Annotated in this window: 26 protein-coding genes; 19 read left to right on the forward strand and 7 right to left on the reverse strand. The window is 67.9% G+C overall.

What is annotated here, in order from left to right; all coding sequences use genetic code 11:
* Window positions 1-168: 168 nt before the first annotated feature.
* From IG194_RS25835 to IG194_RS25900, 15 genes are all read left to right on the forward strand, one after another.
* Window positions 169-1,428, forward strand: a complete 1,260-nt coding sequence (locus IG194_RS25835) for an OprD family porin (RefSeq protein ID WP_058489148.1) — start codon at window positions 169-171, stop codon at window positions 1,426-1,428.
* A gap of 162 nt (window positions 1,429-1,590) precedes the next feature.
* Complete coding sequence (locus IG194_RS25840; RefSeq protein WP_043300072.1) at window positions 1,591-3,066, forward strand: 2-hydroxymuconic semialdehyde dehydrogenase; 1,476 nt, start codon at window positions 1,591-1,593, stop codon at window positions 3,064-3,066.
* A gap of 15 nt (window positions 3,067-3,081) precedes the next feature.
* Window positions 3,082-3,885, forward strand: coding sequence for a 2-keto-4-pentenoate hydratase (locus tag IG194_RS25845; protein ID WP_058489149.1), 804 nt, complete (start codon window positions 3,082-3,084; stop codon window positions 3,883-3,885).
* A gap of 147 nt (window positions 3,886-4,032) precedes the next feature.
* Window positions 4,033-4,965, forward strand: a complete 933-nt coding sequence (locus tag IG194_RS25850) for an acetaldehyde dehydrogenase (acetylating) (RefSeq protein ID WP_009619324.1) — start codon at window positions 4,033-4,035, stop codon at window positions 4,963-4,965.
* Complete coding sequence (mhpE, locus tag IG194_RS25855) at window positions 4,962-5,975, forward strand: 4-hydroxy-2-oxovalerate aldolase (RefSeq protein ID WP_058489150.1); 1,014 nt, start codon at window positions 4,962-4,964, stop codon at window positions 5,973-5,975. The genes IG194_RS25850 and mhpE overlap by 4 nt, the downstream gene beginning before the upstream one ends.
* A gap of 199 nt (window positions 5,976-6,174) precedes the next feature.
* On the forward strand, window positions 6,175-6,963 hold the full coding sequence (locus tag IG194_RS25860) for a 2-keto-4-pentenoate hydratase (protein ID WP_009619334.1): 789 nt from the start codon (window positions 6,175-6,177) through the stop codon (window positions 6,961-6,963).
* Window positions 6,960-7,385 carry a RidA family protein gene (locus IG194_RS25865; protein WP_043266762.1) on the forward strand — a complete coding sequence of 142 codons (426 nt, stop codon included), beginning with the start codon at window positions 6,960-6,962 and terminating at the stop codon, window positions 7,383-7,385. The genes IG194_RS25860 and IG194_RS25865 overlap by 4 nt, the downstream gene beginning before the upstream one ends.
* A 20-nt stretch (window positions 7,386-7,405) precedes the next feature.
* Entirely contained in the window at window positions 7,406-7,978 is a 573-nt protein-coding gene (locus IG194_RS25870) for a 3-hydroxyanthranilate 3,4-dioxygenase (RefSeq protein WP_043266760.1), read from the forward strand.
* Window positions 7,975-8,961 carry an amidohydrolase family protein gene (locus IG194_RS25875; protein WP_009619340.1) on the forward strand — a complete coding sequence of 329 codons (987 nt, stop codon included), beginning with the start codon at window positions 7,975-7,977 and terminating at the stop codon, window positions 8,959-8,961. Before IG194_RS25870 ends, IG194_RS25875 begins: the two co-directional genes overlap by 4 nt.
* A gap of 190 nt (window positions 8,962-9,151) precedes the next feature.
* On the forward strand, window positions 9,152-10,147 hold the full coding sequence (locus tag IG194_RS25880; protein ID WP_058489151.1) for an MBL fold metallo-hydrolase: 996 nt from the start codon (window positions 9,152-9,154) through the stop codon (window positions 10,145-10,147).
* Window positions 10,148-10,233: 86 nt separating this feature from the next.
* Window positions 10,234-11,496: an OprD family porin gene (locus IG194_RS25885; RefSeq protein ID WP_058489152.1), complete on the forward strand. Its 1,263-nt coding sequence runs from the start codon at window positions 10,234-10,236 to the stop codon at window positions 11,494-11,496.
* A gap of 33 nt (window positions 11,497-11,529) precedes the next feature.
* The gene (locus tag IG194_RS25890; RefSeq protein ID WP_058489153.1) at window positions 11,530-12,870 is read left to right on the forward strand and encodes an MFS transporter; all 1,341 of its coding nucleotides are present in this window, start codon (window positions 11,530-11,532) and stop codon (window positions 12,868-12,870) included.
* A gap of 47 nt (window positions 12,871-12,917) precedes the next feature.
* Window positions 12,918-14,597 carry an arylsulfatase gene (locus tag IG194_RS25895; RefSeq protein ID WP_058489154.1) on the forward strand — a complete coding sequence of 560 codons (1,680 nt, stop codon included), beginning with the start codon at window positions 12,918-12,920 and terminating at the stop codon, window positions 14,595-14,597.
* Between the two features lie 68 nt (window positions 14,598-14,665).
* Complete coding sequence (locus IG194_RS33090) at window positions 14,666-14,791, forward strand: hypothetical protein (RefSeq protein ID WP_263866476.1); 126 nt, start codon at window positions 14,666-14,668, stop codon at window positions 14,789-14,791.
* A 20-nt stretch (window positions 14,792-14,811) separates the two neighbouring features.
* Window positions 14,812-15,768 carry a LysR substrate-binding domain-containing protein gene (locus IG194_RS25900; RefSeq protein ID WP_009619353.1) on the forward strand — a complete coding sequence of 319 codons (957 nt, stop codon included), beginning with the start codon at window positions 14,812-14,814 and terminating at the stop codon, window positions 15,766-15,768.
* A gap of 247 nt (window positions 15,769-16,015) precedes the next feature.
* Here the strand turns inward: IG194_RS25900 and antC are convergent, their stop codons facing one another.
* The 3 genes from antC to antA are packed head-to-tail and all read right to left on the reverse strand — an operon-like array spanning window position 16,016 to window position 18,925.
* A complete protein-coding gene (gene antC, locus IG194_RS25905) occupies window positions 16,016-17,032 on the reverse strand; it encodes an anthranilate 1,2-dioxygenase electron transfer component AntC (protein ID WP_058489155.1) in 1,017 nt (338 codons plus the stop codon).
* A gap of 10 nt (window positions 17,033-17,042) precedes the next feature.
* A complete protein-coding gene (gene antB / locus IG194_RS25910) occupies window positions 17,043-17,534 on the reverse strand; it encodes an anthranilate 1,2-dioxygenase small subunit (protein WP_058489156.1) in 492 nt (163 codons plus the stop codon).
* Window positions 17,531-18,925: an anthranilate 1,2-dioxygenase large subunit gene (gene antA / locus IG194_RS25915; protein ID WP_058489157.1), complete on the reverse strand. Its 1,395-nt coding sequence runs from the start codon at window positions 18,923-18,925 to the stop codon at window positions 17,531-17,533. Before antA ends, antB begins: the two co-directional genes overlap by 4 nt.
* Before the next feature lie 336 nt (window positions 18,926-19,261).
* On the opposite strand from antA, the gene IG194_RS25920 reads away from it, so the two are divergent.
* A complete protein-coding gene (locus tag IG194_RS25920) occupies window positions 19,262-20,272 on the forward strand; it encodes an AraC family transcriptional regulator (RefSeq protein ID WP_058489158.1) in 1,011 nt (336 codons plus the stop codon).
* A 310-nt stretch (window positions 20,273-20,582) separates the two neighbouring features.
* Here IG194_RS25920 and IG194_RS25925 read toward each other — a convergent pair whose 3' ends face one another.
* On the reverse strand, window positions 20,583-20,864 hold the full coding sequence (locus IG194_RS25925) for a pyrimidine/purine nucleoside phosphorylase (protein ID WP_009619363.1): 282 nt from the start codon (window positions 20,862-20,864) through the stop codon (window positions 20,583-20,585).
* Window positions 20,865-20,952: 88 nt separating this feature from the next.
* Window positions 20,953-21,492 (reverse strand): exonuclease domain-containing protein, encoded by a 540-nt coding sequence (locus IG194_RS25930; RefSeq protein WP_009619365.1) that lies wholly within the window; start codon window positions 21,490-21,492, stop codon window positions 20,953-20,955.
* A gap of 132 nt (window positions 21,493-21,624) precedes the next feature.
* Between IG194_RS25930 and IG194_RS25935 the strand changes: the two genes are divergently transcribed.
* Window positions 21,625-22,497, forward strand: coding sequence for an NAD(P)-dependent oxidoreductase (locus IG194_RS25935; protein WP_058489159.1), 873 nt, complete (start codon window positions 21,625-21,627; stop codon window positions 22,495-22,497).
* Window position 22,498: 1 nt separating this feature from the next.
* Here IG194_RS25935 and IG194_RS25940 read toward each other — a convergent pair whose 3' ends face one another.
* Window positions 22,499-22,840: a DMT family protein gene (locus IG194_RS25940; RefSeq protein ID WP_058489160.1), complete on the reverse strand. Its 342-nt coding sequence runs from the start codon at window positions 22,838-22,840 to the stop codon at window positions 22,499-22,501.
* Between the two features lie 175 nt (window positions 22,841-23,015).
* Here IG194_RS25940 and IG194_RS25945 point away from each other — a divergent pair, with 175 nt between their 5' ends.
* Both IG194_RS25945 and IG194_RS25950 read left to right on the forward strand, forming a co-directional pair.
* Window positions 23,016-23,270, forward strand: a complete 255-nt coding sequence (locus IG194_RS25945; RefSeq protein WP_058489161.1) for a YkgJ family cysteine cluster protein — start codon at window positions 23,016-23,018, stop codon at window positions 23,268-23,270.
* A gap of 136 nt (window positions 23,271-23,406) precedes the next feature.
* Entirely contained in the window at window positions 23,407-24,015 is a 609-nt protein-coding gene (locus IG194_RS25950) for an START domain-containing protein (protein WP_009619372.1), read from the forward strand.
* Between the two features lie 813 nt (window positions 24,016-24,828).
* Here IG194_RS25950 and gltA read toward each other — a convergent pair.
* Complete coding sequence (gltA, locus tag IG194_RS25955) at window positions 24,829-26,115, reverse strand: citrate synthase (protein ID WP_009619373.1); 1,287 nt, start codon at window positions 26,113-26,115, stop codon at window positions 24,829-24,831.
* Window positions 26,116-26,236: the final 121 nt, after the last annotated feature.

Consider the following 26,236-nt stretch of genomic DNA (forward strand, 5'->3'; position numbering starts at 1 on the left):
GGGGCGCCCGCCCAAGGCAACACGGCAGCGGAAGCAGGGCAGGGCGGCTGATCGAAGCGGACAGCCCCGGGCCCCCGTCGCCGATACCTGACTCCTCGCCCAGCGCTATGCCGCGGCCCTCCGGTCGCTCGGCAGGGGATCGCACAACCATAAGAACAAGAGAAAACCATGAGCAATCGCGTATGCGTGACCGCCGTCGCGCTGGGCATCGGCGTGGCCGCCGCCCAGCCGGCGGCCGCGGCCGAAGGGCTGATCGAAGGTGCCAGCGCCACCCTGCAGGCACGCAACTACTACTTCAGCCGCGACTTCTCCGACATCGTCGGGCCCAACCGGCAGTCCAAGGCAGAGGAATGGGCCCAGGGCTTCATCCTCGACTTCCGTTCCGGCTACACCCCGGGGCCCATCGGCTTCGGCCTGGACGCCATCGGCGTATTGGGCCTGAAGCTGGACAGCAGCCCCGACCGCACCAACAGCGGCCTGCTGCCGGTGGGCGGCGACGGCCGCGCGCCGGACGACTACAGCCGCCTGGGCGTGGCCGGCAAGATGAAGTTCTCGAAGACCGAGCTGAAAATCGGCGAGCTGCAGCCCAACCTGCCGGTGCTGGTGTTCAGCGACATCCGCCTGCTGCCGCCCAGCTACCAGGGCGCCTCGCTGACCTCCAGCGAAATCCCCGGGCTGACCTTGCAGGCCGGGCACCTCACCTCCACCCACCTGCGCAACGAGGGCGGCGACGAGAAGATGCTCGCCATGCTCAGCTACCAGCCGCAGCGCCAGGCCGAGAGCGACGCCTTCAACTACGCGGGCGGCGATTACGACTTCAACGTCAAGCGCACCCGCGTCAGCGCCTGGTACGGCCAGCTGGAAGACATCTACAAGCAGCGCTTCCTCGGCCTCAAGCACGCCCAGCCGCTGGGCGACTGGGTGCTGGGCGCCAACCTCGGCTACTTCGACGCCAGCGAGGACGGCAAGCGCCTGCTCGGCGATATCGACAACCGCGCCTTCTACTCGCTGTTCTCGGCCAGGCATGGCGGGCACACCTTCTACCTCGGCTACCAGGGCATGTTCGGCGACAGCGCCTTCCCCCGGGTGTTCGCCAACGTCTCGCCGCTGGGCAACGAGGTGCCGACCTACGAGTTCGCCTCCACCGACGAGCGCTCCTGGCAAGCGCGCTACGACTACGACTTCGTCGCCCTCGGCGTGCCCGGCCTGACCACCACCCTGCGCTACATCAGCGGCGACAACGTCGACACCGGGCTGGGCTTCGAGGGCAAGGACCGCGAGCGCGACCTGGACATCGGCTACACCGTGCAGAGCGGCCCGGTGGCCGGGCTCAACGTGCGCTTGCGCAACGTCATGGCGCGCTCCAACTACCGCAGTGACATCGACGAGAACCGCCTGATCCTCAGCTACACCTGGAAGCTGTTCTGAGCCCATCCGGGGCCGCTTGGCCCCTTGTCCGCCCCGGCTACCGGGGCGGATGGAGGAGGGCGCCCGAGGGTATTTCCGGTATTCCTGTAAGGGATACCTGAGAGCGCTTTTTTGATTATCCGCTTATAGGCGGTCTCCCTAGACTCGGCGAAAAACAAGCCTATGCAGGAGGTCGCCGTGTCCCATTCCTTGCTCCGCCACTACATCGCCGGAGCTTTCGTAGCCAGCAGCCGCACCTTCGACAACGTCTCCCCGGTGGATGGCCGCGTCCTCGGCCAGGTCTGCGAGGCCGGCGAGGTGGAGGTCGATGCCGCGGTCAGCGCCGCCGCGCAGGCGCAGAACGGTCCCTGGGCCAGCTACAGCGCCGCCCAGCGCGCCGAGCTGCTGGAGCGCATCGCCGACGGCATCGAGCGGCGCTTCGAAGACTTCGTCGCCGCCGAGGTGGCCGACACCGGCCGCCCCGTGCACCAGGCCCGCAGCCTCGACGTGGCCCGTGGCGTGCAGAACTTCCGCACCTTCGCCGACCTGGTGCGCCAGGGCGGCAGCGAGTTCTTCGAGATGCGCACCGGCGACGGCAGCGACGTGTTCAGCTACACGGTGCGCAAGCCCCATGGCGTGGTGGCGATCATCTCGCCGTGGAACCTGCCGCTGCTGCTGCTCACCTGGAAGGTCGCGCCGGCCCTGGCCTGCGGCAACTCGGTGGTGGTCAAGCCCTCGGAAGACACGCCCTCCAGCGCCACCCTGCTGGCCGAGGTGATGCACGAGGTGGGCGTGCCCGCCGGGGCCTTCAACCTGGTCCACGGCTTCGGGCCGAACTCCGCCGGCGAGTTCCTCACCCGTCACCCGGAAGTCGACGCCATCACCTTCACCGGCGAGTCGCGCACCGGCTCGACCATCATGCGCGCCGCCGCCGAAGGCGTGCGCGAAGTCTCCTTCGAACTGGGCGGCAAGAACGCCGCGGTGGTCTTCGCCGACTGCGACTTCGACGCCGCCGTGGCCGGGGTGCTGCGTTCCAGCTTCACCAACTCCGGGCAGGTCTGCCTGTGCTCCGAGCGCGTCTACGTCGAGCGGCCGATCTACGAGCGCTTCGTCGCCGCGCTCAAGGCGGGCGCCGAGAAACTGAAGATCGGCTACCCCGACGAAGACGGCGTGAACATGGGCTCGCTGATCTCCCACAAGCACCGCGACAAGGTGCTGGGCTACTTCCAGCTGGCCCGCGAGGAGGGCGCCACCGTGGTCAGCGGCGGCGGCGTGCCGAAGTTCGGCGATGCGCGCGACAACGGCGCCTTCGTCCAGCCGACCATCTGGACCGGCCTCGCCGACGACGCCCGCTGCATGCGCGAGGAAGTCTTCGGCCCGGTCTGCCACATCGCGCCCTTCGACAGCGACGAGGAAGTGCTGCGCCGCGTCAACGACTCCGCCTACGGCCTGGCCGCCTCGCTGTGGACCCGCGACCTGGGCCGCGCGCACCGCGTCTCGCGGCGCATCCACGTGGGCATGGTGTGGGTCAACACCTGGTTCCTGCGCGACCTGCGCACGCCCTTCGGCGGCGCCCGGCTGTCCGGCCTGGGCCGCGAGGGCGGCCGCCACTCGCTGGATTTCTATTCCGAACTCACCACCATCTGCGTCAACCCCTGAGGCCAGGAGAAGCCCATGCATCCAGCCATCGCCGAAGCCGCCGCGCGCCTGCGCCAGGCCCGTGAACAGGGCCAGCCGTGCGCGCCGGTGCGCGACCTCGTCCAGCAGGCCGCCAACGAACAGGGGGCCGCTGCCCTCGACCTGGCCTACGCCGTACAGCAACGCAACAACGTCGCCGACATCGCCGCCGGCTGGCGCCCGGTGGGCCACAAGATCGGCCTGACCTCCCGCGCCGTGCAGCGCCAGCTGGGCGTCGAGCAGCCGGACTTCGGCCGCCTGTTCGCCCAGATGGCCCGCGGCGACGGCCAGCCCATCGCCTGGACGGACTGCCAGCAGCCCAAGGTGGAGGCGGAAATCGCCCTGGTCCTGGAACACGACCTGTGCCACGAGCGCCACACCCTGGCCGACATCATCCGCGCCACCGCCTTCGCCCTGCCGGCCATCGAGGTTGTCGGCAGCCGTGTCGCCAACTGGGATATCAGCCTGCTCGACACCGTGGCGGACAACGCCTCCTCCGGGCTCTTCGTCCTCGGCAGCCGCCCGGTGCGCCTGGACCGGCTGGACCTGGTGAACTGCGGCATGAGCCTGAGCCTGCGCGGCGAGCCGGTATCCGTCGGCGCCGGCGCCGCCTGCCTGGACAACCCGCTGAACGCCGCGCTCTGGCTGGCCGACACCATGGCCCGCCTGGGCGAGCCGCTGCGCGCCGGCGACGTAGTGCTCACCGGCGCCCTGGGGCCGATGGTGGCGGTGCGCCCAGGCGATGTATTCAGCGCCGAAATCCAGGGGTTGGGGCGCGTTACTGCGGCCTTCCAGGGCTAAGAGCCGAAAAAAGCGCTGGAGGCTGGAGGCTGAACGACAAGCGATCCCTGCCACGGCGGAGGTCGGTGCTCTTTCGTCCAGCCTTCAGCCTCCAGCGCTCTTAATCGAGCTCTTTGCTCTTGATCGAATGCTTTTCGAGGGGTGTTTATGAGTAAGAAGAGAAAAGCCGCCATCATCGGTTCCGGCAACATCGGCACCGACCTGATGATCAAGATCCTGCGCAACGCGCAGCATCTGGAAATGGCCGCCATGGTCGGTATCGACCCGGCCTCCGACGGTCTGGCCCGCGCCGCCCGCATGGGCGTGGCCACCACCCACGAGGGTGTCGAAGGGCTGGTGAAACTGCCGGTGTTCGCCGACATCGACTTCGTTTTCGATGCCACTTCCGCCAGCGCCCACGTGAAGAACGACGCCTTCCTGCTCGGCGTGAAGCCCGGGCTGCGGATGATCGACCTGACCCCGGCCGCGATCGGTCCCTATTGCGTGCCGGTGGTCAACCTGGAGCAGCACCTCACGGCCAGCAACGTGAACATGGTGACCTGCGGTGGGCAGGCGACCATTCCGATGGTGGCTGCCGTGTCCCGTGTGGCCAAAGTCCACTACGCGGAAATCATCGCTTCCATCGCTTCGAAATCGGCAGGTCCCGGCACCCGCGCCAATATCGACGAGTTCACCGAGACCACCTCGAAAGCCATCGAAGTGATCGGTGGTGCGGCGAAGGGCAAGGCGATCATCATCATGAACCCGGCCGAGCCGCCGCTGATCATGCGCGACACCGTGTACGTGCTGAGCGAAGCGGTGGACCCCTCCAAGGTCGAGGCCAGCATCGAGGAAATGGCCGCCGCCGTGCAGGCCTATGTCCCCGGCTATCGCCTGAAGCAGAAGGTCCAGTTCGACCTGGTGACCGACCTGAACATCCCCGGCCACGGCAGCTTCAGCGGCCTGAAAACCTCGGTGTTCCTCGAAGTGGAAGGCGCCGCCCACTACCTGCCGGCCTACGCCGGCAACCTCGACATCATGACCTCCGCCGCGCTGGCCACCGCCGAGCGCATGGCACAGGCAATGGAGGCTTCGGCATGAGCCAGAAACTCTATATCTCCGACGTGACCCTGCGCGATGGCATGCATGCGATTCGTCACCAGTACAGCCTGGAAGACGTGCGGGCCATCGCCGCCGCCCTCGACCTCGCCAAGGTGGACTCCATCGAAGTGGCTCACGGCGATGGCCTGCAAGGCTCGTCCTTCAACTACGGCTTCGGCACCCACACTGATCTGGAATGGATCGAAGCGGCGGCCGACGTGGTGAAGCACGCCAAGATCGCCACGCTGCTGCTGCCGGGCATCGGCACCATCCATGACCTGAAGAACGCCTACAACGCCGGCGCTCGCGTGGTTCGCGTGGCGACGCACTGCACCGAGGCCGACGTCTCCAAGCAGCACATCGAATACGCCCGCGAACTCGGTATGGACACCGTGGGCTTCCTGATGATGAGCCACATGCAAAGCCCTGAAGGCTTAGCCCAACAGGCCAAGCTGATGGAGAGCTACGGCGCCACCTGCATCTACGTCGTCGATTCCGGCGGCGCGATGAACATGGACGATATCCGCGCGCGCTTCCGTGCCGTGAAAGCGGTCCTGAAGCCCGAAACCGAAACCGGCATCCACGCCCACCACAACCTCAGCCTCGGCGTGGCGAATTCCATCGCCGCGGTGGAGGAGGGCTGCAACCGCATCGACGCCAGCCTGGCCGGCATGGGCGCGGGCGCCGGCAATGCGCCGCTGGAAGTGTTCATTGCCGCCGCCGACAAGCTCGGCTGGCATCACGGCACCGACCTGTATGCCCTGATGGATGCCGCCGACGATCTGGTGCGCCCCCTGCAGGACCGCCCGGTACGCGTCGATCGCGAAACCCTCGCCCTGGGCTACGCAGGCGTCTACTCCAGCTTCCTGCGCCACGCCGAGGTGGCCTCGGCCAAGTACGACATCAAGGCGGTGGACATCCTCGTCGAACTGGGCAAACGCCGCATGGTCGGCGGCCAGGAAGACATGATCGTCGACGTGGCCCTGGACCTGCTGGCCGCCCGCGCCTGACCTCGACCTCGACTGTAGGAGCAGGCCCTGCCTGCGATTCGCGCGCAGGGCGCGCTCCTACAGGGGAACGACGTGGCGGAGGCGCAGGAGAAACACCTCCGTAGGATGGGTTGAGCGAAGCGATACCCATCGCCATGCCCGATGGGTTTCGCAGGCTCAACCCATCCTACGAAAAGCCTAAATCGCAGGAGTAGTGCACATGAGCACCGACATCCCCCGCATCGCCCAGGCCCTCGACCAGGCCGCGCGGCATGCCGAACCGCTGGCGCAGTTCAGCGCCAGCACGCCCTTCAGCCTGGATGACGCCTACCGCATCCAGCGCGCTTCCATGCAGCGCCGCTACGACGACGGCGAGCGCAGCATCGGCGTCAAGCTGGGCTTCACCAGCCGCGCCAAGATGGTCCAGATGGGCGTCGACAGCCTGATCTGGGGCTGGCTCACCGACGCCATGCTGGAAGAGGACGGCGGCCTGGTCGACCTGGCCCGCTACATCCACCCGCGCGTCGAGCCGGAAGTCTGCTTCCTCACCCGCCGCGCCATCGACCGCCCGCTGACGCTGCTGGAAGCCGCCGACTACATCGAGGCCGTGGCCCCGGCGCTGGAGATCATCGACTCGCGTTACCAGGCCTTCAAGTTCAGCCTCGAGGACGTGGTGGCGGACAACTGCTCCTCCGCCGGCCTCACCGTCGGCCCCTGGTCGCGGGACTTCGGCGCCCTGGCCAATGCCGGCGTGGTGCTGCGCCTGGATGGCCGCGTGGTCCAGGCCGGCTCCACCGCGGCCATCCTCGGCAACCCGCTGCGCAGTCTGGTGCAGGCCTCGCGCCTGCTGCACCAGGCGCAGATCGAACTGCCCGCCGGCAGCCTGGTGATGGCCGGCGCCGCCACCGCCGCCGAGGCGCTGCGCCCCGGCATGCACGTCAGCGTCGAAGTCCAGGGCCTGGGGCAGAGCAGTTTCAGCGTCCGCAACCCTCAAGGAGCAGCAGCATGAGCGAAACCAAATCCACCGTGGTCGCCGGCAAGGCCACCCCGCGCGGGCGCTTCCCGCACATCAAGCGCGCCGGCGACTTCCTCTTCGTCTCCGGCACCAGCTCGCGGCGCCCGGACAACAGCTTCGTCGGCGTCGAGGTGGATGCCATGGGCACCACCAACCTCGACATCCGCGCCCAGACCCGCGCGGTGATCGAGAACATCCGCGACATCCTCGCCAGCGAGGGCGCCAGCCTGGCGGACGTCGTGGAGATCAGCAGCTTCCTCGTCGATATGAACGACTTCGGCGGCTACAACCAGGTCTACGCCGAGTTCTTCGACGAGAACGGCCCGACCCGCACCACCGTGGCCGTGCACCAACTGCCGCACCCGCACCTGCGCATCGAGATCAAGGCGGTGGCCTACGCCCCCCGCACCCGTTGAACCGCTGGGAGACAACAACAATGGACAAGCACCACTTCAGCGCACCCTTCAATTTCAACCGCTGGCTCGACGAGCACGCCCACCTGCTCGAGCCGCCGGTGAACAACCAGCAGATCTGGCAGGGCAGCGACTACATGGTCACCGTGGTCGGCGGCCCCAACCAGCGCACCGACTTCCACGACGACCCGGTGGAAGAGTTCTTCTACCAGTTCAAGGGCAACGCCTACCTGAACATCTGGGACCGCGGCCGCTACGAGCGGGTGGACCTCAAGGAAGGCGACATCTACCTGATGGCCCCGCACGTCATCCATTCGCCGCAGCGCCCCGAGCCCGGCAGCCTGTGCCTGGTCATCGAGCACCGCCGCCCGGCGGGCCAGCACGATGCCCTGCAGTGGTCCTGCGCGCGCTGCGGCTGCCTGATCAAGCGCTACGAAATGCAGCTGCAAAGCATCGTCGCCGACCTGCCGCCGGTGTACGAGCAGTTCTACGCCACCTCCGACGAGGAACGCCGCTGCCACGAATGCGGCGAGATCCACCCCGGCCGCGACTGGCAGGCCTGGCACCAGACACTCAACGAGTTCCATCGCCCATGAAGATCGACATCCACTCGCACTTCTTCCCGCGCATCACCCAGGCCGAGGCCGCGCGCCTGCACCCGCAGCGCGCGCCCTGGCTGCACACCGAGGGCCGCCACGGGCAGATCATGCTCGGCGACAAGCCGTTCCGCCCGGTGCACGACGTGCTCTGGGACGCCCAGCGGCGCATCGAGCACCTGGACGAGCAGGGCCTGGATGCCCAGGTGATGTGCGCCACCCCGGTGATGTTCGGCTACGACCAGCCCATCGAGCGCGCCTTGCCCTGGGCGCAGTTGATGAACGACCGCGCCCTGGAGATGACCGCCATCGCCCCGGAGCGCCTCAAGGTGCTGGCCCAGGTGCCGCTGCAGGACATCGACGCCGCCTGCCGCGAAGCCAGCCGGGCCATGGCCTGCGGCCACGTCGGCGTGCAGATCGGCAACCACGTCGGCGAGCGCGACCTGGACGACTCCGGCCTGGAGATCTTCCTGCGCCACTGCGCCAACGAAGGCATCCCGCTGCTGGTGCACCCCTGGGACATGATGGGCCGCGAGCGCATGAAGAAGTGGATGCTGCCCTGGCTGGTGGCCATGCCGGCGGAAACCCAGCTGGGCATCCTCTCGCTGATCCTCTCCGGCGCCTTCGAGCGCCTGCCCGAGTCGCTGCGCATCTGCTTCGCCCACGGCGGCGGCGGCTTCGCCTTCCTGCTCGGCCGCGTGGACAACGCCTGGCGCCACCGCGACATCGTCCGCGAGGACTGCCCGCAGCTGCCGTCCAGCTACGTCAAGCGCTTCTTCGTCGACTCGGCGGTATTCGACCCCGGCGCGCTGCGCCTGCTGGTGGACGTGATGGGCGCCGACCGGGTGATGCTCGGCTCCGACTCGCCCTTCCCGCTGGGCGAACAGAGCATCGGCGCCGGCGTGCTGGAGCACCCGCAGCTCAGCGAGCAGGACAAGGCGCGCATCTGCGCCGGCAACGCCCAGGCTTTCTTCGGTCTTTGAAAGGGGATACGGCAGCGGCTTCCGACCCGGCGGCCGCGAGCCGGGCGGCGCGGCGAGCGCAGCGGCACTCAGCGGATCGAAGCCGCCGACTATGCGGATAGACCGGCAGGGCGCGGCGGCCGGTAATGGCTGGGCGTGCCGGGCCGGTACCGGCCAAGTGACCCATAACAACAATAGAAGGTAGAACACGATGAAAGCTCTGCGCATCCTGGGCGCCGTCGGCGCCGCCTTGCTGGCGCTGCATGGCGCCCCCGCCTCCGCGGCGGCGGAAGACAGCATCAAGGTGACCCTGCTGGGCACCGGGACCCCCATCCTCAACGTCAACCGCTTCGGCATGAGCACCCTGGTCGAGGCCGGCCCGCACAAACTGCTGTTCGACGCCGGGCGCGGCGCGGCCATCCGCCTGCACCAGCTGCAGGTGCCGCTGCGCGATATCGAGGCGGTGTTCATCACCCACCTGCACTCCGATCACCTCACCGGCCTGCCGGACCTGTACGCCACCGCGCCGCTGCCCACCGACGACGGCCGGCGCACCCAGGCCCTGCCGGTCTATGGGCCCAAGGGCATCGACAGCGTGGCGCGGGGCATCGAGCAGATGTTCAGCGAGAACAACCGCATCCGCGGCAAGGAGACCAACGCGCAGGCCGCGCGCATCGCCGACCAGGCCATAGCGGCGGACGGCGGCGTGGTCTTCGACAAAGAGGGGGTGAAGGTCACCGCGTTCCTGGTGGACCACGGCTACGTGAAGCCGGCCTACGGTTATCGCATCGACTATGCGGGGCGGTCGGTGGTGCTCTCCGGCGACACCACCTACGCCCCCAACCTGGTCCGCCAGGCCAAGGGCGTGGACCTGCTGGTGCACTCCCTGTCGATCGCCAGCCATCAGCTGGAAAAGGCCTACCCCGACTACGTGAAGCACTTCTACGACTACCTGGCCAACCCGGAGACGGTGGCGAAGGTGCTCAGCGAAACGCGCCCGCGCGATGCGGTGTTCTCGCACATCTCGCTGTACAGCCGCGGCGACATCGGCCGCGCTTCCGAAGAGGACATCCGTTCGCGCGTGGCCCAGGGCTACGACGGTTCCTTCGTCATCGGCCAGGACCTGATGGCCTTCGAGCTGACGCCCAAGGGCGTAGTGCGCGAGCCCTACGACGCCGCGTTGCGCCAGCGCGAACCGGTGAACTGACGATTCCGCTACCGACTCATTCCTGCCGCCGGGCTGCTGGTGGCAGGGGACGCTTTGCCTACAACAACGAGAAGAGTGCAAGCAGCATGAGCAATCACCCCAAACTGTCCCTGGCGGTGCTCGCCTCCGGCACCCTGGCGGCGCTGCCCCAGGTCGAGGCCGGCGAGGGCCTGGTCGAGGGCGCCAGCGCCACCCTGCAGGCGCGCAACTACTACTTCAGCCGCGACTATTCGGACATCGTCGGCGCCAGCCGGCAATCGAAGGCGGAGGAGTGGGCCCAGGGCTTCATCCTCGACTTCCGTTCCGGCTACACGCCGGGGCCCGTGGGCTTCGGCGTGGACGCCATCGGCCTGCTCGGCCTGAAGCTGGACAGCAGCCCGGACCGGGCCAACACCGGCCTGCTGCCGGTGGATGGCGACAGCCGCGCGCCGGACGACTACAGCCGCCTGGGCGTGGCGCTGAAGGCGAAGGTCTCGCACAGCGAACTCAAGCTCGGCGAACTGCAGCCCAACCTGCCGGTGCTGCCGGCCAGCGACAACCGCCTGCTGCCGCCGACCTACCAGGGCGCCATGCTGGCCTCCGCGGAGATTCCCGGCCTGGCCCTGCAGGCGGGCCGGCTGAAGTCCTACAGCATGCGCAACGAGGCCGGCACCAGCGACCTGCAGGCGATGGTCGGCGCGACGCCCTACCGCCAGGTGGAAAGCGACGCCTTCAACTTCGCCGGTGGCGACTACGACTTCAACGCCAAGCGCACCCGCGCCAGCCTGTGGTACGGCCAACTGGAAGACATCTACCGCCAGGGCTTTGTCGGCCTCAAGCACAGCCAGAGCGTCGGCGACTGGGTGCTGGGCGGCAACCTCGGCTACTACGACGCCAACGAGGACGGCAAGCGCCTGCTCGGCAAGCTGGACAACCGCGCCTTCTACGCGCTGCTCTCGGCCAGGCGCGGCGGGCACAGCTTCTACGTCGGCTACCAGGGCATGTTCGGCGACGACGGCTTCCCGCGGGTGTTCCCCAACGTCGCGCCGCTGGGCAACGAGGTGCCCACTTTCATGTTCGCCTCGGCCGACGAGCGTTCCTGGCAGGTGCGCCACGACTACGACTTCGCCGCCCTCGGCATCCCCGGCCTGAGTACCACGCTGCGCTACCTGCGCGGCAGCAACGTCGACACCGGCAGGGGCTTCGAGGGCCGCGACCGCGAGCGCGACCTGGAGCTGGCCTACACGCTGCAGGGCGGCCCGCTGGCCGGGCTGAACGTCCGCCTGCGCAACGCCGTGGCCCGCTCCAACTACCTCACCGACGTCGACGAGAACCGCCTGATCCTCAGTTACACCTGGAAGCTCTTCTGAGCCGGCCCATCCTCTAACAACGAGAAGAACGCCATGAACAGACAAACCCTGCGCGTCAGCGACCTGATCGACAACAGTCCGCTGTCCGCCCTGCAGATCCGCGTGTTGCTGCTGTGCTTCCTGGTGGTGGTGCTCGACGGCTTCGACACCGCCGCCATCGGCTACATCGCCCCCGAGCTGATCCGCGACTGGGGCATCACCCGCGGCCAGCTGGCCCCGGCCTTCGCCGCCGGACTGTTCGGCATGCTGGTGGGCAGCGTCGGCTTCGGCCCGGTGGCCGACCGCAAGGGCCGCAAGTTCGTCCTGCTGCTCAGCCTGGGCATAGTCGCCCTGGGCACCCTGGCCTGCGCCCTGGCGCCGAACATCGAGGTGCTCACCGCGCTGCGCTTCTTCACCGGCCTGGGCCTGGGCGGGGTGCTGCCCAACGCCATCACCCTCAGCTCGGAATACTCGCCGGCGCGGCGGCGCATGCTGCTGGTGACCCTGAGCTATTCCGGCTTCACCCTGGGCCTGGCCCTGGGCGGCTGGGTGGCCGGCCTGCTGCTGCCGCTGGTGGGCTGGAAGGGCCTGCTGCTGTGCGGCGGCCTGACGCCGCTGGTGCTGTTGCCGGCGCTGGTCCTGGCGCTGCCGGAATCCACCTGCTTCATGGCCGGCAGCCCGGCCCACGCCCAGCGGCTGCGGGCGATCCTCGGGCGCATCAGCGCTCGCCAGGACCTGGACGAAGTGACCCTGGTCGGCGACGTCGCCGCCGCGCAACAGCGCTCGCCGGCCTCGACCCTGTTCGCCGAGGGCCGGGCGCTGCGCACCCTGATGCTGTGGCTGACCTTCTTCTGCTGCCTGTTCGTCTTCTACCTGCTGACCAGTTGGCTGCCGACCATCCTCCGCGGCAGCGGCTACGGCACCCAGGAGACCTCGCACATCGCCGCGATGATCCCCTTCGGCGGGGTGATCGGCGGCATCGTCATGGCTCTGCTGATGGACCGCTTCGGCGCTCAGCGCCTGCTGCCGCCGCTGTGCCTGTGTGCCGCCGTGGCCCTGGCGCTGACCGGCACCCAGCTGGGCAACGGCCTGGCGCTGCTGCTGATGGTCTTCGCCGTGGGCTTCACCCTCACCGGCGCGCTGAACAACCTGAGCATCCTCGCCGCCACCCTGTACCCGACCCACGCCCGCGCCACCGGCGTGAGCTGGGCACTGAGCGCCGGGCGCGCCGGCTCGATCATCGGTTCGCTGCTCGGCGCCTGGCTGTTCGAGGCCGCCGGTGGCCTGCAGGTGTTCTTCATCTGGCTCGCCGCGCCGGCGCTGCTGGCCAGCCTGGCGCTGTTCGTCATGGCCCTGCGCCGCGCACCGGGCGCCGCGCGGAGTGAACTCGCCTGAGGCGCCCGCGGCTGGCCGACAACGACAGGAAGGAGGGTTCCATCCCCATGCATACCTTGCTCAAGTGGCTGGCCGCTGCGCTGCTGGCCAGCGCATTACCCTTCGCCCAGGCCGCTGACGGCGGCCAGCGGCCCAACGTGCTGCTGATCGTCGCCGACGACCTGGGCTTTTCCGACATAGGCGCATTGGGTGGCGAAATCGCCACCCCCAACCTCGACCGCCTGGCCCGCCAGGGCATGACCTTCCTCGACTTCCACGCCACGCCCAGTTGCTCCACCACGCGCTCGGCGCTGCTCTCGGGCAACGACCCGCACCTGGTCGGCGTCGGCATGATGGCCGAATGGCGCGGCCGCCTGCCACCTGCGCAGCGCGAACGCCTGCGCCCCGGCTACGAGGGCGTGCTGGCGGCCAGGGTGCCGACCCTCGCCGAGCTGCTGGGCGATGCCGGCTACCACACCTACATCGCCGGCAAGTGGCACCTGGGCAAGCAGCCGGAGCTGCAGCCGCAGAACAGGGGCTTCGAGGAGTCCTACGTGCTGCTGGAAGGCGGCGCGGCCAACTTCAAGCAGGCCAACATGGCGCTGCTGCCCAACTACAGCACCACCTACCTGCACGACGGCCAGGGCATCGAGTTGCCGGACGACTTCTACTCCAGCACCTGGTACACCGACCGCCTGATCGAGATGATCGAGCGCCGCGCCGGCGACGGCCGGCCGTTCTTCGCCTTCGCCGCCTACACCGCCCCGCACTGGCCGTTGCAGGCGCCGGATGCCTATCTGGCGAAGTACCGCGGGCGCTACGACGCCGGCTACCAGGCCATCGCCGAGCAGCGCCTGGCGCGCCAGCGCGAACTGGGGCTGATCCCCGAGGGCTATCCCTCGCAGGCGCAACTGGAGGGCGTGCCGGCCTGGTCCACGCTGAGCGACGAACAGCAGCGCCAGTCGGCGCGCACCATGGAGGTCTATGCGGCCATGATCGAGGCCTTCGACGCCGAGGTCGGCCGCCTGCTCGACCACCTGCGCCGCAGCGGGCAACTGGACAACACCCTGGTGCTGTTCATGTCCGACAACGGCCCGGAAGGGCGCGACAGCATGGACGCCAGGTGGGTGGCGGAGCACTTCGACAACCGCCTGGAAAACTACGGCCGGCGCGACTCCTTCCTGTTGCAGGGCAGCGCCTGGGCGCAGGTCAGCGCGTTGCCGGGGCGGCGCTACAAGATGACCACCTACCAGGGCGGCTACCGGGTGCCGCTGTTCGCCTGCATGCCCCAGCGCATCGCCGCCGGGCGCACCACGCAGCTGGCGCGGGTGCACGACCTGCTGCCGACCCTGCTGGAGCTGGCCGGCGCCGAGCAGCCCGGGCCGCGCTACCGGGGCCGCGAGGTCATCCCGCCGCAGGGCCTGTCGATGCTGCCGTTGCTGTTCGGCCGGGACGCGCGCGTGCATGCCGCCGACGAGCCGCTGGGCTGGGAGCTCAATGGCAACGCCGCCCTGCGCAAGGGCTCGCTGAAACTGCTCTACGACGTCAAGGACGCCCAGGCGCGCTGGCACCTCTACGACCTCGCCACGGACCCGGGCGAGCGCCACGACCTGGCCGCGCAGCGGCCCCAGGCGCTGGCCGAACTGCTGCGCGACTGGCGCGCCTATGCCCAGCGCAACAACCTGCGCCTGGACGCGCAGGGCAGGCCGCTGGTGCCGCAGCTGCTGGAAGCCGCCAGCAGCCGATGAATCCCTTTGCAGGCCCGGCCATTACGGCCGGGCCACCTCCGTTGCCATTTCCGACATGAGGACCGCCCATGCCGATGCTCGCCCGTACCCCGAAGAAATCCTCTCCGTTCACTCTCAGGCCGGGCCTGACGGCGCTCACCCGGGCCGGCGATGGCACGGCCTGCCTGTCGATGCGTGGTACTTTCCGTTTCTGAACCGGATGTCGGGGTAGCCCATGAAGTCGAGTGTGGTATCGGTCGCGCGCAAGCTGAAGTTCTACCAGTTGGTGGTGCTCGACCAGGTGGTGCAGAGCGGTTCGCTGCTGCGCGCGGCGCAGGTGCTGAACCTGACCCAGCCGGCGGTGACCAAGGTCATCCACGAGCTGGAGTCGTACTTCGATGCGCCGCTGCTCGAACGCAGCAACCGCGGGGTGAAGGTCACCGAACTGGGCGAGCTGGTGCTGCGCCGGGCGCGCTCGATGCTCGCCGAGCTGCGGGCCCTGAGCGACGAGGTGGAGGCCTTCCGCGACGGCACTTCCGGGCACGTGGTGGTGGGCACCCTGATCTCCGCCTCCACCTCGCTGCTGCCGCGCGCCCTGCGCCTGCTCAAGAGCCGTGCGCCGCGGGTGCTGGTGTCGGTGCGCATCGGCCAGTTCGACCAGCTGTTCCCGGCCCTCATCGGCGGCGAGGTGGACCTGGTGGTGGGCCGCGTGCCGGACGACTGGCAGGCCCGCGGCGAGGCGCGGGCGCTGGGCGTGGACGTGCTCTACGATGAGCGCCTGTGCATCGTCGGCGGCCATGGCCACCCGCTGCATGCCGGCGGCGCGGTGGGCCTGGCCGAGCTGCACGCCTACCCCTGGGTGCTGCCGCCGCCCGGCTCGCTGCTGCGGCAGACGGTGGATCACCTGTTCGCCCAGGCCGGCCTGGCGTTGCCGGGCAACGTGATCGAATCGCTGTCGGTGCTCACCAACGTCGCCCTGATGCAGGACCAGCAGACCGTCGGCCTGCTGCCCCTGGAAACCGCCCGGCAACTGGCCGATGGCGGCGGCGTCCGCGCCTTCGAGCTGGACATAGCGCTGCGCTTCGGCGACATCGGCTGCTTCCACCCCAGCGGCCGCGAACTGGGCCCGGCTGCGCGGCTGTTCCGCGAATGCCTGCGCGCCGCCAGCGAGGAGCTGGGCGAGGAAGGCTGAGGCCGCCGCTTTCGTAGGATGGGTTGAGCTTGCGAAACCCATGCGGTTGCGCTGATGGGTATCGCTTCGCTCAACGCCATCCTACGAAAAACCGTGCTTCCTGGAACTGTAGCGGGCCCTGCCCGCGATTTCGCGCGCAGGGCGCGCTCCTACCAAGCGATACAGAGCCGCGGTGTTTCGGGCCAACGGCGGATAACCGCGAACGGTTATTCGCCCTACGCCCAGCCCACCCGTAGCGTCTACGGGATCAATTGTTGCTCTGGGTGAATTTCTCCAGGTACAGCCGGCCGTTCTCCAGGCCCTGCGCCTGCAACCATTCCTTCACCGACTCGACCATCGGCGGCGGGCCGCACAGGTACATGTCGAAGGGCGCATCGCGCAGGGCCGCGGCGTCGAAGTGCTCGGTGACGTAGCCGCGCCTGCCGTCCCAGCCGGCATCATCGCTGATCACCGGGGTGAAGGCGAAGCCCGGGATGCGCTCGGCGTAGCCGGCGATGCGCTCCAGCTCGCAGAGGTCCGCCGCCTGGCGCACGCCGTAGTACAGGTGCACCGGCTGGCCGCAGCCGCCGGCCTCGGCCAGTTCGTCGAGCATGCCGAGGAAGGCCGACAGCCCGGTGCCGCCGGCCACCAGCAGCAGCGGGCGTTCGACGTGGCGCAGGTAGAAGGCGCCCAGCGGCGCCTCGAAGCGGATTTCGTCGCCCGGCTGGCAGCGCTCGCGGATGTAGTCGCTCATGGCGCCGTCGGGCAGCAGGCGGATGAGGAACTGCAGCTGGTTCTGCGCGTTGGGCCGGTTGGCGAAGGAGTAGGAGCGCACCGCGTCCGTGCCCGGCACGCGCAGGCGCGCGTACTGGCCGGGCAGGTAGTCCAGCGCCGGGCCTTCGACCTGCAGGCGCAGGATGGCGGTGCTCGCCGAGACCTGCTCGACGCCGCTGACCACGCCGCGGTGGCTGGCCGGGCCGGCGGCGCTGCACAGGCTGGAGTCGAAGTCGAAGTAGAACGCGGCGTCGGACTGCACGCGGGTCTGGCAACTGAGAATCTTGCGCTGGGCCAGGTCCTCGGCGGAGAGGGTTTCCTCGTCGGCGTAGTCCATCGCGTAGCTGCCGGACTCGCAGCGGCCCATGCAGGTGCCGCAGACGCCCTCGCGGCAGTCCAGGGGAATCTTGATGCCGTTGCGCAGCGCCGCGTCGAGCAGGATTTCGTTGCCCTGCACGGGGAAGAACAGCGTCTTGCCGTCGGCGAAGCTGAAGGCGACCTTGTGGTTCATCGGGCCATCCTCACAGGTGGTAGAAGTCGAGCACCGAATCGATGCGGTCGTTGAGCAGCAGCACGTGCTTGCGGGCGATCAGCCAGCTCTCGCCATGGGGGCGCAGGCGGTAGGTGGCGTGGCCGAAGAACTGCCCGGGCGTCTCCAGGCGGTAGAACAGCGTGTGCCAGTTGGCCCGCACTTCCAGCTCGCCGCCGTCCAGCTCGCGGATGCGCACGTTGTCGATGCCATGCAGGGTGCGCGGCATGGGGATGGTCGAGGCGGCCTTGCCGGTGCGGATGCGGAACACCCGGTCCTCCAGGCCGGCGCGGCTGGGGTAGTAGATCAGCGACATGTCGCGCTTGGGGTCGGTGGTGTAGACATGCTCGGAATCCCACTGCGGGACGTGGAACTCGCTGTCCTCGCTGAACATGTCGAGGTAGGCGTCCCAGTCCTGGGCGTCGCAGGCCTCGGCGTTGCGGTAGAGGAACTGTTCCACCCGGTATTGCAGTTGCGCGTTCATGCCTGCACCTCCCTGGGTTGCAGGGCCTTGCGTTCCAGGCCGTCGAGGAGGAAGCGCTGCCAGTGCTGGTGCTGGTTGACGTAGAGGCCCTCGTGGGTGATCTCGGTGCCGGTGAGCACGGGGGCGATGCCCAGCGTCCGGCTGTTCGGCGTCGGGCCCTCGACCCACTTGCCGTGGCCGCGGGAGATGTCGCTCCAGCGCTCCAGGCGGCCCTGGAAGCCGCGCTGCTGCTCGCGGAATTCCACCAGGTCGTCCGGCGTGCCCATGCCGGAGACGTTGAAGAAGTCCTCGAACTGGCGGATGCGGTTCTCGCGGTCCTGCTCGGACTCGCCCTTCACGCCGATGCACTGGCTGATGACCTCGGTCTTGTTCCAGGCGATGGGGCGGACGATGCGCAGCTGCGAGCTGATCTGGTCCATGAAGAACAGGCTGGGGTAGATGTTCAGGTTGCGCAGGCGGTGCATCATCCACTCAGCCCTGGCCTGGCCGTGTTCCTTGACCAGGCGCGGCATCACGCTGGCGTAGCCGGGGCGCACGGCGGGGTTGGGCATGTCGCTGAACAGCACGCTGTGGCCGTTGCGGAAGCTGAACCAGCCGTCGTCGGTCTGCGCGTCGCCGGCGCCGAGCTTGCTGTAGTCCAGGGTGCCGCTGGCCGTGCCGTTCTCCACGTTGACCTGCTGGCGGTGCTGCACGGTGGCCACGTAGTTGTAGTGCACGGTGCTGACGTGATAGCCGTCCAGGCCGTTCTCGTTCTGCAGCTTCCAGTTGCCCTCGAAGGTGTACGCGGAGCGGCCCGGCAGCACTTCCAGCTCGCCGGTGGGGGACTGCGCCACCATCATGTCGAAGAACACTTTTGCATCGCCGAGGAAGTCTTCCAGGCTGTCCGTAGCGCTCGCGTCCAGGCTGATGAAGACGAAGCCCCTGTAGCTGTCGATGCGCGCCTTCTTCAGGCCGCGGCTGGCCTTGTCGAAGTCCGCCGGGTATTCGCCGGGCGCCTTGACCTTCACCAGGCGCCCGTCGCTCTTGTAGCACCAGGCGTGGAAGGGGCAGGTGAAAGTGGACTGGTTGCCCTTGCACACCCGGGTGAGGGTGGCGCCGCGGTGCTGGCAGGCGTTGACCAGGGCGTTCAACTGGCCGCCGGCATCGCGGGTTACGATCATCGGCTGACGCCCGGCGCGCAGGGTGATGAAGTCGTTGGGGTTGGGGATTTCGCTTTCGTGGCAGGCGTAGATCCACTGCTTCTCGAAGATCAGCTCCATCTCCAGGTCGAACAGTTCCGGCTCGGTGAACATGTCCCGGGCGATGCGGTACACCCCTTCGGCGGGGCGGAAATCCAGGCAGCCACGGATGTAGTCCTGCCACTGCGCAAGGCTCTTGCTTGGTGCGTTCATTGTTGTTGTCCCATCGGGCGGATCGGTGGCGCCATTTCACGGCCGGCGCGCCATGGCGGTCTATCCGCCCAGTGGGGGAAGGCGATCCGCAAAATTGGCGGCGGGGTAACACCGCGGTGCGGGGGCTGGGTAGAAGCTGCCCAGCCGCGGTGCGCCGGGCGGCGGCGGAGGGGGCGGGTGGGGCGCCGGCGGGGTGCGAATGGTCCGGAAAGTGGTCGAACACTATCCGCATACTGAGGCTTTGCCGACGATCCGTGGCCCGCGGGTACGCGTCTTGCTGCACACTGGGCGCAAGCGCCGTCAGAGCCGCCCCGAACAAGCCGTGAGTGCCCAGCGATGAATCCGAAGAACCCCGGTCACTTCCGTGACATCCACGCCGATCGCCTCGACCTTGCCGCCGCCCGCAACTGGATGTCGGCCATCTGTGGGCCCCACCGCCTGCACGCCGGCCACCCCGAGGCGGTGCGCTTCCAGCACAGCGGCAGCGTGCTCAAGGGCATGTCCACCACCCTGGGCTGCATCGAGTACGGCACCGAGGTGACCATCGGCATCGTCGAGACCGAGCGCTTCAACAGCTACAGCCTGAGCCTGCCGCTGGTGGGCGAGCAGGAGCTGAGCGTGGCCGGGCGCTACCTGCAGTCGAACCCGCAGCGCGGGGTGATCGTCTCGCCCAACCAGAGCCAGGAGCTGAACATCACCGGCGACTGCCGCAAGCTGCAGGTGGTGATCCCGCTGCTGGCCATGCGCCGGACCCTGGAGGAAATGCTCCAGCGCCCGGCCGAGCAGCCCCTGGTGTTCGAGCCGGAGATGGACGCCCATGACGGCGCGGCGGCCGCCTGGTGGCGCATGGTCCGCCACCTGAACGAGGAGATGGCGCTGAGCGAGCTGTTCGGCCAGGCCTTCTTCAGCCGCGACCTGGAGCGCGCGCTGCTCAAGGGGCTGATCCTCGCCCAGCCGAACAACTACAGCGAGGCGTTGCGCCGCTGCCTGGCCGAGAAGGTGCCGCACTATCTGCTGCGCGCCCGCGAACACATCCATGCCCATGCGCGCGAAGCCCTGTGCCTGGATGACCTGGAGGCGGCGGCCGGGGTATCGCGGTTCAAGCTGTTCGAGGGGTTTCGCAGGTACTTCGGGAGTGCGCCCATGACCTATCTGAAGCATTACCGGCTGCATGGGGTGCGCGAGGACATTCTTGCGGGCGGGGCGCGCAGCATTTCCGAGATCGCGATGGGGTGGGGCTTTGCTCACCTGGGGCGTTTTGCGGGGGATTACCGCAAGTTGTTCGGGGAGACGCCCAGTGCAACGCAGCAGCGGTTGCAGAGGCTTGGTGGGAGAGGGGGAGCGTAGGAGCGAGCTTGCTCGCGAATGGCGCTTACCGGTTGCTCCGGCGTCTGGGGGAACTCCGCTCCCTCTCCCCAGCCCTCGGCTGCGCGCCCCGCCCTGAGGGGAGAGGGGGCCGTTCGGTGTGCTCTGGTGGTCAGGCTCAAGCCGGAAACTGCAGGAGTGCGCTGATGCTTCGATTGGCAGAGGACAGTCCCCTCTCCCTTCAGGGAGAGGGTTAGGGAGAGGGCGCTCTTCGGCATTACGCCACTGCTTTCGCAAGCCACCAATAAAAAACCGGCCCCAAAGGCCGGTTTCTTCACCACACCACCCGACCTCAGCGATATTCGCAGAGGTAAGCAGTATCCACCGCAACCTTCAGCTGGAACTTGCTGTTCCCCGGCACGGTGAACTGGCTGCCGGCGGCGAAGGTTTCCCACTCGTCGCTGCCCGGCAGCTTGACGGTCAGGGCGCCGGCGACCACGTGCATGATCTCCAGCTGGGCGGTGCCGAATTCGTACTCGCCGGGGGCCATCACGCCGATGGTGGCCGGGCCCTCGGTCATGCCGAAGGCGATGGATTTGACGGTGCCGTCGAAGTACTCGTTGACCTTGAACATGGGGCTGCTCCTGCAACAGGGGGTAGGGAGGGCGAAAAAAAGGAGCGCCAGTATGCCCAAGGCGATGGGCAGCGTCACTACGCGGCCGTCAAAGCGCCAGCGGCAGCAGCCTGGCGGTGTTGCGCGCGTCTTCCAGGGCGCGGTGCTGCTGGCCCTGGAAGTGCAGCCCGGCCAGTTGCAGCGCGGTGTTCAGGCCCACCGGGCGCTTGAGCTGGCGGGCCTGGGCGAAGCGCTGCTTGAGGTTCAGGTGCGGCACCTGGCTGAGGTGGCTGTCGATGTGCTGCTGGCGCCATTCCAGTTCCAGCTGGCGGCGGTCGTAGTCGCCCCAGCTGGCCCAGCCGGCCAGGCGCGGGCTGTGCTGCGCGAGCCAGCGCTCGAACTGCGGCCAGACCTCGGTGAGCGGTGCGGCGCCGTCGACGTCGGCCTGGCTGATGTGGGTGAGTTCGCGGCAGAAGCTGGTCAGCAGCGGGCGGCGCTGCGGCCGCACGAAGCGCTGGAAGTGGTCCAGCTCGCGGCCGTCGGCGGCGGCCACGAGGCTCGCGCCGATCTCGATGATCTCCATTTCCTCGACCGGCCAGCCGCCTTCCTCGGTGGTGGCTTCCAGGTCGATCACCAGCCAGTGGGGCATAGGGCCTGCTCGTGCGCTGAAGTGGGACGGTCCGGACCGCGTGCGCGGCGCCTGGCATGCAGTATGGAAGGCCTTTCGGGGCTCGGCAAACCGCTGCTAGGCTAGCCCGATCGACAACAGGGGAACCGAGCCATGGCGAAAGTCGCGTTCATCGGCCTGGGCGTCATGGGCTATCCCATGGCCGGGCATCTGCAGGCCAAGGGGCATGAGGTCTGCGTCTACAACCGTACCTCGGCGCGCGCCGCGCAGTGGTGCGCCGAGCACGGCGGCAGCAGTGCGCCCACGCCGCGCGAGGCCGCGGCGCAGGCGGAATTCGTGATGTGCTGCGTGGGCAACGACGACGACCTGCGCAGCGTGGTGCAGGGGCCGGACGGCGCCCTCGCCGGGATGCAGCCGGGCAGCGTGTTCGTCGACCACACCACGGCCTCGGCGGCGGTGGCCCGGGAACTGGCGGTGCAGGCCGCCGAGCGCGAGCTGGGCTTCCTCGATGCGCCGGTGTCCGGCGGCCAGGCCGGCGCCGAGAACGGCGTGCTGACGGTGATGGTGGGCGGCGAGGAGGTCTTCTACCGGCGCGCCGAGCCGCTGATCGCCGCCTATGCGCGGATGGTCCGGCTGATGGGCCACAGCGGCGCCGGACAACTGACCAAGATGGTCAACCAGATCTGCATCGGCGGCCTGCTCCAGGGCTTGTCCGAGGCCCTGCATTTCGCCCAATGCGCGGGGCTGGACGGCGAGGCTGCCATCGAGGTCATCAGCAAGGGCGCGGCGCAGTCCTGGCAGATGGAGAATCGCCACAAGAGCATGCTGGAAGGGCGCTTCGACTTCGGCTTCGCCGTGGACTGGATGCGCAAGGACTTCGGCATCGTGCTCGACGAGGCGCGGCACAACGGCGCGCAATTGCCGGTGACGGCGCTGGTCGACCAGTTCTATGCCGAGGTGCAGGCCGCCGGTGGCGGGCGCTGGGACACTTCCAGCCTGATCACCCGGCTGAAGCCGCGCGGGTGAATCAGCTGCGGAAGATGAAGTAGACCGCGCCCAGCAGGCACAGGCCCGCCCACAGGTAGTCCAGCTTCAGCGGCTGCTGCATGAAGAACACGCTGAAGGGCACGAACACCGCCAGGGTGATGACCTCCTGCATGATCTTCAGCTGGCCCACCGACAGCGCGGTATAGCCGATGCGGTTGGCCGGCACCTGCAGCAGGTACTCGAACAGCGCGATGCCCCAGCTGACCAGGGCGGCGATGATCCAGGGCTTGGTGTTCAGCGTCTTCAGGTGGCCGTACCAGGCGAAGGTCATGAACAGGTTGGAGAACGCCAGGAGGGTGGCGGTTTGGACCCAGACCGGCATGGGGAGCTCCCGGAGGTGAGGAGGGCGCCAGCCTAAATCGCCGCGCTCGCGCCGCCAAGAGGGGCAGGCGATGCAAGGCCCTTGGCGGCGGGCGCCGCTGGGCTTATCCTCCGCGCCGCGCACCGGCCCTGCGGTGCGCGACCTTCCTCCGTGCCTTTTTATGAGCCCAGCAACGATGCAATGCCGTGCCGGCTGTGGCGCCTGCTGCGTGGCGCCGTCGATTTCCTCGCCCATCCCCGGCATGCCCGGCGGCAAGCCCGCGGGCGTGCGCTGCGTGCAACTGGACGAGCGCAACCTCTGCCGCCTGTTCGGCCGGCCCGAGCGCCCGGCGGTGTGCGCGGCCTTCGACGCCGACGCCGAGGCTTGCGGCAGCAGCAACGAGGAGGCGCTGCGCATCCTCGCCGAATGGGAACGGATCACCACCGCCTGAGTGACTTGGAAGTCACGTTTCCAGGGGCCATACTGGCGCCCATCCTGACTGCCGAACCGCTCAGGATCGCGGATTTGCAACGGGTACGGCTCTTCGCCGGCCCGGCCAGACCAACAATAACCAGAGGAAGATGACGATGCGTGGCATCCTGCGTATGACCCTGTTGAGCGCCGCCCTGCTGGGCGCCTCCGGCGCCGCCATGGCCGAGGACTGGCAACTGGCCAAGGACGAGGACGGCGTCAAGGTCTACCTGAGCAGCGTTCCGGGCTCCAAGTACAAGGCCTACCGCGGCGTGGTCGACATCAAGGCCGACGTGGCCAGCATCAATGCCCTGCAGGAAGACGTGAAGGGCTCCTGCAAGTGGATCCACGCCTGCGCCGAGATGCGCCTGCTCAAGAGCGAGGGCGACAATTCCTGGACCTACTCGAAGATCGACATGCCCTGGCCTGTGACCGGCCGCGACGTGGTGATCCACGTGACCACCGAGAAGACCGCCGACGGCGGCCTCATCCGCCACCTGCAGGCCGAGCCGACCTACATCCCGGAAGAGAAGGGCGAGATCCGCGTGCCCAAGCTGGTCGGCGAGTGGAAACTGGTGCCCAAGGGCGCGGGTGTCACCGAAGTGACCTACCAGGTACAGACCGAGCCGGGCGGCAGCATTCCGTCCTGGCTGGCCAACAGCTTCGTGGTGGATGCGCCGATGAATACCCTGAAGGGGCTGCGTGCGGCGGCGGAGAAGCGCTGAGGCTTGGCGTTATGGAAAAGGCCGCCTGGGCGGCCTTTTTTTGTGTTTGGGGGGAGGGGAGAGGGCTCGCTCGTGAATGGGGTTTGCCGGTGGCTGCGGAGTTGGGGTTAAGAGCGCCCTCTCCCCAACCCTCTCCCTGAAGGGAGAGGGGGCTGTCCTGAGCTGCCGGGAAGCCCAGAGTCATCCTGATACTCCCCCCTCGCCATTCCCGCGAACGCGGGACGCGGCTCCATCGCGAACAGCGCTTGCGCTGGCCCGAAGGGGAATAACCCAGTGACGGGCGGTTCGCGAGCAAGCTCGCTCCTACGAAAAGCAAAAGCGCGTTTGCTCTTGGACTTCCAGAGAAATAGCCGAGCGCACCGGAGTGCCCCTTCAGAAGGCCGAGCGAAACCCGCGCTCAGGAGGTCATGCGACATGGATGTCGCGAGAGCCCCGATGGGCTACAGGGACGTACCCTCGGGGGGGGGACGCCTAGTTCGGGCCTCCGTGGCGGGGGAATTCGTGAGGGTAGCCCGACTGTGTCGGGCCCGTATGTCGGGGCAAGCCTTCTTGGTTACTTCTTTGGCGTTTGAAAGAAGTGACTCGCCCGAGGGGGCGAAACAAGACGGTCGGGCAAACTCGGAGCGGCGCAGAAACACCCAAGCCGAGGCAGCTAGGTTATCTCCTTCGGGTCAGCGCAAGCGCTGTTCGCGATGGAGCCGCGTCCCGCGTTCGTGGGAATGGCGGGTTTGAGTTGCGGAGTCAGAAAGGAAGGCAGGAGAGCAGACAACAAAAAAGGCTGCCGAAGCAGCCTTTTCCGTATCCCGGCGAAACTTACTTGCGAGCGCCGAGCTCGACGAAATCGCGCTGGGTGTGGCCGGTGTACAGCTGGCGCGGGCGGCCGATCTTGTACGGGCCGGAGAGCATTTCCTGCCAGTGCGAGATCCAGCCCACGGTACGCGCCAGGGCGAAGATCACGGTGAACATGCTGGTCGGGATGCCGATGGCCTTGAGGATGATGCCCGAGTAGAAGTCGACGTTCGGGTAGAGGTTGCGCTCCACGAAGTAGGGGTCGTGGCGGGCGATCTCTTCCAGCTTCATGGCCAGTTCCAGCTGCGGATCGTTGATGCCCAGCTCGCTGAGCACCTCGTCGCAGGTCTGCTTCATGACCTTGGCGCGCGGGTCGAAGTTCTTGTACACGCGGTGGCCGAAGCCCATCAGCTTGAACGGATCGTTCTTGTCCTTGGCCTTGGCCACGAACTTCTCGATGTTCGAAACGTCACCGATCTCGTCCAGCATGCGCAGTACCGCTTCGTTCGCACCGCCGTGGGCCGGGCCCCAGAGGGCGGCGATGCCGGAGGCGATGCAGGCGAACGGGTTGGCGCCGGAGGAGCCGGCCAGGCGCACGGTCGAGGTCGAGGCGTTCTGCTCGTGGTCGGCGTGCAGGATGAAGATGCGGTCCATGGCCTTGGCCAGCACGGGGCTGATCGGCTTGGTCTCACAGGGGGTGTTGAACATCATGTGCAGGAAGTTTTCTGCGTAGCTCAGGTCGTTGCGCGGATACATCATCGGCTGACCCATGGAGTACTTGTACACCATGGCGGCGATGGTCGGCATCTTGGCGACCAGGCGATGCGCGGAAATCTCGCGATGCTTGGGATTATTGATGTCCAGGGAGTCGTGGTAGAAGGCGGAGAGGGCGCCGATCACGCCGCACATGATGGCCATCGGGTGGGCATCGCGGCGGAAGCCGTTGAAGAAGGTCTTCAGCTGCTCGTGAACCATGGTGTGGTTCTTGATGGTGCCGACGAACTGTTCCTTCTGCTCGGCGGTGGGCAGTTCGCCCTTGAGCAGCAGGTAGCAGGTTTCCAGGTAGTCGGATTTCTCGGCCAGTTGCTCGATCGGATAGCCGCGGTGCAGCAGCACGCCCTTGTCGCCGTCGATATAAGTGATCTTCGACTCGCAGGAGGCGGTGGACATGAAGCCAGGATCGAACGTGAAGTGGCCCGTGGAGGTCAGACCCCGCACATCCACTACATCGGGGCCCAGCGTGCCGGAGAGGACGGGCAGTTCGACGGGGGCTGCGCCCTCGATGATCAACTGCGCTTTCTTGTCAGCCATGATTAGGCCTCCTATTAATGCTTGAAATCATCTGTACGACCCCCCACGCAGGGCCCGCACCACTATAGAGAGATAAATCCGATTGTCAATTTGCAAGAATCGGTAGCGGACAGCCCCTCCA

This window comes from Pseudomonas sp. ADPe (assembly GCF_014843515.1).
GTDB classification, from domain to species: domain Bacteria; phylum Pseudomonadota; class Gammaproteobacteria; order Pseudomonadales; family Pseudomonadaceae; genus Pseudomonas; species Pseudomonas citronellolis.